The organism is Blastomonas sp. CCH1-A6 (genome assembly GCF_001556365.1).
Taxonomy (GTDB): Bacteria; Pseudomonadota; Alphaproteobacteria; order Sphingomonadales; family Sphingomonadaceae; genus Blastomonas; species Blastomonas ursincola.
In genome coordinates, this window is the sequence record NZ_LSIS01000547.1 from 1 (window position 1) to 5,420 (window position 5,420).

Here is a 5,420-nt window from a genome sequence, read left to right on the forward strand (position 1 = left end):
ATGGACGATTTCGATTGTGACGTGCTGATTGTCGGCGGCGGGCCGACCGGAGTGACGCTCGCCTCGCTTCTGGCAGGGCGCGGCATATCGGTGATCGTTGCCGAGAAGGAGACGGGCATCTTCCCCCTCCCCCGTGCGGCGCATATCGACCATGAGGGGATGCGCATCCTGCAGGAGGCGGGCGCGGCCGAGGCGGTCATGGCGACCAGCCGCCACACCAGCCGCTACGAATTCCGCAACGCGAACGGCAAGGTGCTGCTCTGCTTCGACGGGGCTGACCGGATCGGCCCGGGCGGATGGCCGGTGGCCAACATGATTCACCAGCCCTCGGTCGAAGCCGCGCTCCGCGCCTCGCTCGCCGAACGTGCGCCCGATGCGCTGCGCAGGGGGTGGGAGATGGTCGGCTTCGCACAGGACATTGAGGGGGTCACCGCCCGTTTTGCAACGCCGCAAGGCGAATGCTCCGTGCGCGCGCGCTGGCTTGTGGGGGCTGACGGAGCACGCAGTCCGGTCAGGAAGGCCTGCGCCATCGCCTTCGAGGATCTGGGCTTCGAGGAGCCCTGGCTCGTCGTGGACGTCCTGGTCGACGATCCATCGCGCCTGCCAGCCGCCAATCTCCAGATCTGCGATCCCGCGCGTCCCACGACCTGCGTCCTCATGGGCGAAGGCCGCCACCGCTGGGAGTTCATGATCCTGCCCGGCGAGAGCGCCGAGGCGATCAGCACCCCTGCTTCGGTGGAGCGTCTTCTTACGCCGTGGAATGTGGCAGGCGCTGTCAGGACCGAGCGGACGGCCGTTTATACGTTTCGGGCCCGCATCGCCGAACAATGGCGCAAGGAACGCGTTCTCCTCGCCGGAGACGCCGCCCACCAGACCCCGCCATTCGCCGGCCAGGGCCTGTGTTCGGGGCTGCGCGACGCGGCCAACCTTGCATGGAAGCTGGCCGAATCAGTGAAGGGCGGGGCCTATGCGACGCTGCTCGACACCTACCAGCCCGAACGCGCGCCGAACCTGCGCGCGACGATCGACATGGCGATCATGATGGGCCGCATGGTGTGCACGACCAGCCGGGTCGGCGCGGTCGTGCGCGATGCCAAGCTCGGCCTGGCCCGGATGCTCGGCAAGCTCCCCGATGCACCGCCAGCCTATCCACCGCTGGCAACGGGCGCCATCATGAGCGGCGCATCGGCGGCGGGCAGTTACTTCCCGCAAGCCATTGCGAGCAACGGCGCTCGCCTCGACGATGTTCTGGGCCCGGACATGGCACTCATCAGCCGCAGCGCGCTGGCAGAAGAGCCACTCGCCCCCTTCGCGGATGTCTTGCGTGAATGGCTCGACAGCCATCGGGCCGATGCGGTGCTGATCCGGCCGGATCGTTATGTGTTCGGGGCAGGCGATGCCTACGAACTAAAGCAACAGTGGCACACCGCGCTGCGGGCCGCTTGAACGAGCCGGAAAAGCGCGAAGCGCACGAAAATTGGCGGCAATGGTCCAATCGGGGAACGCCGTCGCATTGCATCTGCCACTGACAGCGCGATCGTTTTTCGGCCTGGCATCTATCGTCGCGTCGCCCAAGCCGGTATGTCTGCCAGCAAGGACCACGTCTTGCGGGGCTGACCATCCTGACCTTGCCTGGAGCCGAACTCCTCTATGACCGCCGACCCATCCGAGACCGTCAAGGTCGCCAGCTACAACATCCGCAAGGCCGTGGGCACAGATCGCAGGCACAATCCGGAGCGCATCATGCGCGTCCTGGCTGAAACCGGCGCAGATATCGCCGTGCTCCAGGAGGCCGATCGCCGTCTTGGCGAACGTCCCAGTGCATTGCCCGCCGGCCTGGTCGAGGAGGCCGGGTGGCAGGTGGTGCCGGTCGCGACCAGCCGCAACGGAATTGGCTGGCATGGCAATGCGATACTGGTGTCGCCGCGGATCGACATAATCCGCGGTGCGCGTCTGAAGCTGCCGATGCTCGAGCCGCGCGGGGCGGTCCTCGCCGACCTTGCGATCGGCAGCCAGCCGCTGCGTATCGTGGGCGCGCATCTTGACCTCTCGGGCCTTTGGCGGCCGCGACAGATCAGGGCTCTCGGCCATCATGTCGAAGGGCAGGACCAGCCCCTGCCGACGCTGATTGCGGGCGATTTCAACGAATGGCGCGGCTTGCCCGCAGGTTTCCAGCATCTTGCGCGCAATTTCGAACATGTCCGGCCCGGTCCAAGCTTTCCGGCGCGCTGGCCGGTGGCGCATCTTGACCGGATGTTCGCGTCGCCCGAACTGACGGTCGAGGATGCAGCCGTGCATCGCAGCGCGCTTGCGGCATCCGCTTCCGACCATCTGCCGGTCTGGGCCAGGCTCAAACTGCCCGTCATGCGCAAGCCGGATGGTGCATGAGCATTCTTGGCCTGATCGCGGGCGGTCTGATTTCTGCATGGCTGGTCTTGCGCCTGGTCTTTGCCTTGCCCGATCGCCCATCCGATCCGGCCCCCGTTCCGCCGCCCGACACACCCGATAGCCGGATCGGGCGGGCTATTGCCGGGCTCGAGGCAGCGCATCCCGGCCTTTCCGGCATTCAGCTGCTCCCGGATTCGCTGGGATCGTTCGCAGCGCGGGTCAAGCTGATCCGTGCGGCGGACGTGTGCCTCGATGTGCAATATTACATCTGGCGCGACGACGTTTCGGGCCGGCTATTGCTGGACGAATTGCGCCAGGCCGCCGATCGGGGCGTCGCGGTGCGCTTGTTGCTCGACGATAATGGCATCGACGATCTGGACGACGAGCTGGCGGCGCTGAACACGCACGCGAATATCGAGGTACGGCTGTTCAACCCGTTCACCATCCGCCGCCCCAAGGCGCTCGGTTATCTGCTGGATTTCTTTCGCCTCAACCGGCGGATGCACAACAAGAGCCTCACGGCGGACAACCAGATGACGATCATCGGCGGACGCAATATCGGCGACATGTATTTCGGCGCCGGCGATCAGCCCGAATTTGCCGATCTGGACGTGATTGCGATTGGCGCGATCGTGCCGGAACTCGCCGCGGATTTTTCGCGATACTGGACCAGCGCTTCATCCTATCCCTGTGAATTGATCCTGCCGCCTGCAGCGACCGGCGCGCTCGAAAGGCTGGCAGCGAGTGCGCAAGCCCTGACGCTGGCGGACCTCCTCGCCCAGGATTACGCCGCCGCCGTCGACGAAATGTCCTATGCCGATCCCCTGACCCATGGCTCGCTCGCGTATGAATGGGTCCCGGTGACGATGTTGAGCGACAACCCGGCCAAGGCGCTGGGGCGGAAGCCGCGATCCCCGACACCTTTGGGGCGGATCGGCGAGATCATCGGTCAGTCGCAGAAGCAGATGGGCCTGGTCTCGGCCTATTTCGTGCCTTCCAAGGCGGGCGCAGACATGTTCGTGGCAATGGCGGCGCGGGGCGTGCAGCTCGATGTGCTGACCAATGCCCTTGCATCCACCGATGTCGCGGTGGTCCACGCCGGCTATGCGCGCTATCGGCGGCGATTGCTTGAGGCGGGGGTGCGCCTTTGGGAAATGAGGGGCGAGAACACCGCCTTCCCTGCCAAGCGCAGCGGCGTGCTCGGCAGCCTGCCGCGATCAAGCCGAACATCGCTGCACGCCAAGACCTTTACCTGCGATGGCGCCAGGCTGTTTGTCGGCTCGTTCAACTTCGATCCGCGCTCGATGCATATCAACACCGAACTCGGTTTCCTGATGGAAAGCCCCGCGCTGGCGCAGCGACTGGAACGGATTTTCGGCGAGCCCTTGCGCGAACGGGCCTATGAAGTGCAGCTTGAACCTGACGGAGCGATGATCTGGCTCGAAGCAAGTGCGGACGGAATAACGATACACCGCCATGACCCCGAGACCAGCCTTTGGCGACGCATGCAGGTGGTTCTATGGCAGATGATGCCCATCGAATGGCTGCTTTGATCCTGATCGGAAACGTCAATAATTTCGCCTGGGCTCAGGCGACGCCCGGCGCACTTGGGCGTTTCGCTTCTGATCGCCTGCGACCGGCCACAGTACATCCATTCACAGGCTGGCCTTCAGAGCCTGGGCGGGAGAGCTGACGCCTGTCCTAGGGCCGCCTGCCGGGTGGAGGGGCCTACGTCCGGCCGGGCACGGCTCCAGAATGGTTGGGCCACATGGCCGCGCCGTACCGCCTTGACCACCAGGATGATGCCCGCGGTCGTAGCCAGGATGCACGGCACGAGCGACGCCTCCAGCCCGAAATTGCCGCCGGTGAGCAGCTCTGGCCCTTCGGTGACCGTCTTGAACAGCCCGGGCTCGGCGACGCCGCCCGAGACGATCCCGCCGAACACCGCCGACTGGGTGTAATTCCACGAAATATGGAAGCCGATGCCGAGCCAGAGCCGCCGGGTCAGCATATAGGCTGCCGCGAGCAGCAACCCTGCCTCGATGCTGATGAAGATCGCGCCGGTCAGCGTGGCCGTCGGGTTCATCAGATGGACCGCGCCGAACACCACCGAGGAGACCACCACCGAAATCCAGCTGCCCAGCCATTCCTCCACGATCCGGAACAGCGCGCCGCGAAACAGCAGTTCCTCGAGAAAGCCCGAACTGATCGCCATCGAGATCGCAGGCAGCATGACAGAGACCGGATTGGTGCCCTCTATCCGCATGATGCCCATCGCCAGCAGCACCAGCACGCCTGCGGTGTAGAGGCCCGAGCCGACGAGCATGCCGATGCCCAGTTCGCGAATGCCCGGAGCCAGCGCCAGATCGCTGGGGCTTCGGCGCTCGACAAACCGGGCGAAGCCGACATAGACCCACATGGCGAGCGCGACCATGCCCATGGCAGCAACGATCATGGGGAGGATGTTGCCCTTGTTCTGCTCCATGAAGGCGTTGCTGTAGCCGAGGCAATAGAACAGCGGATAGCCGAGCAGGAACAGCCGGATCGGCGGAAACTGGAGGATGCGCAGCCAGACTGGCACCACGGCGTCATTGTCGTTCATTTCGGATCTCCCGCCATCATGTTCTGCGCTCTTCCGGCATCAACAGGAAGGACCAGATCAGCGCTCCCAACACCGCGCCGACCAGCGGAGCGACCCAGAACAGCCAGAGTTGCGGCAACGCGGCGGTTTCCGCGAAGAGCGCAGCACCGGTCGAACGGGCCGGATTGACCGAGGTATTGGTCACCGGGATCGACACCAGATGGATGAGCGTGAGCGCAAGGCCGATCGCCACCGGGGCGAAGCCCGAAGGAGCAGCGCTCGACGTGGCCCCCAGGATCACGATCAGGAACCCCGCGGTGAGGACGATCTCGATCAGCAGCGCCGCCTGCAGGCCATAGCCGCCCGGCGAAAGCGCGCCAAAGCCATTCGAGGCAAATCCGCCTGGCTCGAACCCGGGCTTGCCCGTCGCAACGGCGAACAGCACCGCCGC

5 protein-coding genes are annotated in these 5,420 nt (G+C 65.2%); 3 read left to right on the forward strand and 2 right to left on the reverse strand.

All coding sequences use genetic code 11. The annotated features are described in order from the left end of the window. From mhpA to AX735_RS23555, 3 genes are all read left to right on the forward strand, one after another. A partial coding sequence (gene mhpA, locus AX735_RS23545; protein ID WP_066285109.1) for a bifunctional 3-(3-hydroxy-phenyl)propionate/3-hydroxycinnamic acid hydroxylase MhpA occupies nucleotides 1–1,446 on the forward strand: 1,446 nt, incomplete at its 5' end. A 204-nt stretch (nucleotides 1,447–1,650) separates the two neighbouring features. Beyond that, nucleotides 1,651–2,388 carry an endonuclease/exonuclease/phosphatase family protein gene (locus AX735_RS23550; protein WP_066285110.1) on the forward strand — a complete coding sequence of 246 codons (738 nt, stop codon included), beginning with the start codon at nucleotides 1,651–1,653 and terminating at the stop codon, nucleotides 2,386–2,388. Next, nucleotides 2,385–3,941: a phospholipase D family protein gene (locus tag AX735_RS23555; protein WP_066285111.1), complete on the forward strand. Its 1,557-nt coding sequence runs from the start codon at nucleotides 2,385–2,387 to the stop codon at nucleotides 3,939–3,941. The genes AX735_RS23550 and AX735_RS23555 overlap by 4 nt, the downstream gene beginning before the upstream one ends. A 116-nt stretch (nucleotides 3,942–4,057) precedes the next feature. Here AX735_RS23555 and AX735_RS23560 read toward each other — a convergent pair whose 3' ends face one another. Continuing rightward, nucleotides 4,058–4,990 (reverse strand): CPBP family intramembrane glutamic endopeptidase, encoded by a 933-nt coding sequence (locus AX735_RS23560; protein ID WP_082751292.1) that lies wholly within the window; start codon nucleotides 4,988–4,990, stop codon nucleotides 4,058–4,060. Between the two features lie 16 nt (nucleotides 4,991–5,006). Further along, the coding region (locus AX735_RS23565; RefSeq protein WP_202189655.1) for an aquaporin at nucleotides 5,007–5,420 on the reverse strand (414 nt) is incomplete at its 5' end.

What these genes read in the sequence shown, in the direction of transcription:
- AX735_RS23550 (WP_066285110.1), top strand. Translation starts at nt 1,651, where the DNA reads ATGACCGCCGACCCATCCGAGACCGTCAAGGTCGCCAGCTACAACATC.
- AX735_RS23560 (WP_082751292.1), bottom strand. Translation starts at nt 4,990, where the DNA reads ATGAACGACAATGACGCCGTGGTGCCAGTCTGGCTGCGCATCCTCCAG.
- AX735_RS23555 (WP_066285111.1), top strand. Translation starts at nt 2,385, where the DNA reads ATGAGCATTCTTGGCCTGATCGCGGGCGGTCTGATTTCTGCATGGCTG.